Genomic DNA, 2380 nt, shown 5'->3' with positions numbered 1-2380 from the left:
TGGCCTCCGCCGCCTCCGCCCGCACCAGACGCGGAACACGGATCACGCCCCCGGCCAGCGCGAGCTGCGGCTCACCGCTCGCCAACGCCGCCGGCAGCAGGCCCGTGCCGCTCCCGTCCGTGTCGACCAGCACGACCCGGTCCGGATGCTCGTTCTGCGCCGTGCGCACCAGACCCCATACGGCGGCCTGCGCCGGATCGGCGACGGCGTCACGGGTCAGGACCACCAGCCGGGCGTCGTCTCCGCCGGCCAGGTGCTCCTGGACCGCGGTCAGTGCCTCCCCCGCCAACTCCCGCTCGTCCGCGCCCGACCGGCCGGTCAGGTCCAGCACCGGCCAGTCCGCACCGGCCGTCTCCTGCGGCGCCGGTATCTCCTGCCAGTCCACCCGGAACAGCGCGTTGCGCACCTCGTCGGCCTGCGTGGTGAGGCCGGCGGCGTCCACCGCCCGGAACGTCAGCTCGCGTACGCACAGCACGGGCGCCCCCGAGGGGTCGGCCGCGGCGACGGACACGGTGTTCTCGCCACGCGGCGTGATGCGCACCTTGAGCCGGCGCGCGCCGGACGCATACAGGGAGAACCGGCGCCAGGTGTGCGCGACCAGCACCTTGCCGTCCGGCCGGGGCGTGTCCGGCGAGAGCAGCCCGGTCGCCCGCAGCACCAGGTCGAGCAGCAGCGGGTGCAGCGCGAAGTCCGCCGCGTCGGGGCCCTGTTCCGGCAGCACCGCATCGACGTACACCTCCTCGCCGTGCCGCCATGCCTCCCGCACCCCGTCGGGGAGCAGCGCGGGGGCCACGGACCGGGCCTCGGGCGGGCGGCGCACCGTGAAGTCACCGACGAACGCCGGGGGCTGAGCCGAAAAGTGGCCGACGGCGTGCCGGGTCCACTCCTCGGAGCCGTCGGCGGACGCGTGGATGCTGACCTGCCGGCCACCGGGCGAGGAGGGGCCGGTCCTCGGTTCGCCGACCTGCACCCGCACGGACACCGCTCCGGTGGCGGGCAGGACGAGCGGCGTCTCGACGACGAGTTCGTCCAGGGCGCCGGCGGCCACCTGGTCCCCGGCGTGCACGGCCATCTCGACCAGTGCGGAAGCCGGTACGGCGGCCGGTCCGCCGTCCGCGTCCCCGAGCAGCCAGCCGTGCGTGGAGCGGGACAGGCGGCCGGTGGCCAGGACTCCGCCGCTGCCGGGGAGTTCGGCGACGGCGCCGAGGAGGGGGTGTGCGTCGGCGGCGAGTCCCAGCGCGCCCGCGTCGGTGCTGCCGCTGGGTCCCTCCAGCCAGTAACGCCGACGTTGGAAGGGGTAGGTGGGAAGATCGACGTGATGGTGGCCGGTGACGTCCGGGAGCGGGTCGGTGGCGATCCCACGGGTGTGGAGCGTGGCCAGCGACATGTGGAACCGGGCGGAAGTGTCCTCGTCCCGGCGCAGCGTGCCCGTGGTGACGGCCGGGCTGTCGGCGTGGGCGTCGAGCAGGTCCTGCACCGCCGTCGTCAGCACCGGATGCGCACTGACCTCCACGAACGCCCGATACCCCGCACCCGCCAAAGCCTCGACCGCCGAGGCGAAACGCACCTCATGACGCAGATTCCCGTACCAGTACGAAGCATCCAGCACCGTCGAACCATCAAGCCACGCGTCCCGGAACGTCGAGTACATCGGAATCTCCGGCGCCCGCGGAACCAACCCCGCCAACACCTCCGCCAGTTCACCCTCGATGGCCTCCACATGAACCGTGTGCGAGGCGTAGTCCACCGGCACCATCCGGGCACGGACCCCCGCCCCCGTCGCCGCCTCGAACAACTCCTTCAACGCACCCGCGTCACCCGCCACCACCGTCGAAGCCGGACCATTGACCGCCGCAACCTCAACACGACCCGCATACGCGGCGATACGCTCCTCGGCCTCCACCCGGGAGACGGGCAGGAACATCATCCCGCCCCGCCCCGCCAGCCGCCCCCCGATGGCCTGACTGCGCAACGCCACCACCCGGACGGCATCCTCCAGACTCAACGCCCCCGCAACATGTGCGGCCGCGATCTCACCCTGCGAATGCCCCACCACCGCATCCGGCCGCACCCCGTAGTGCTGCCACAGCCGGGCCAGAGCCACCATCACCGCGAACGACGCCGGCTGCACCACATCCACCCGGTCGAAACCCGGCGCACCCTCCACCTGCCGCAGAACCTCCAGCAGATCCCAGTCGACGTACGCCGACAACGCCCGCGCACACTCCGCCAGAGCCCCGGCGAACACCGGCTCCGACTCCAGCAACCGGGCCCCCATGCCCGCCCACTGATGCCCCTGGCCGGGAAAGACGAACACCGTCCCGCCCTCGACATCCGCCGACCCCGTCACCACCAACGGCGACGGCACACCCTCCGCCAG

Annotated in this window: 1 protein-coding gene; it reads right to left on the bottom strand. The window is 73.2% G+C overall.

Features of this window, described 5'->3' with window-relative positions; genetic code table 11:
- Positions 1 to 2380: acyltransferase domain-containing protein (locus K7787_RS31310; RefSeq protein ID WP_223003702.1), on the bottom strand; the 2380-nt coding region annotated here is incomplete at both ends.

The organism is Streptomyces sennicomposti (assembly GCF_019890635.1).
Lineage (GTDB): Bacteria > Actinomycetota > Actinomycetes > Streptomycetales > Streptomycetaceae > Streptomyces > Streptomyces sennicomposti.
The sequence above is the reverse complement of the archived record's forward strand: the minus strand, read 5'-3'. Positions and strand labels throughout refer to the sequence as shown.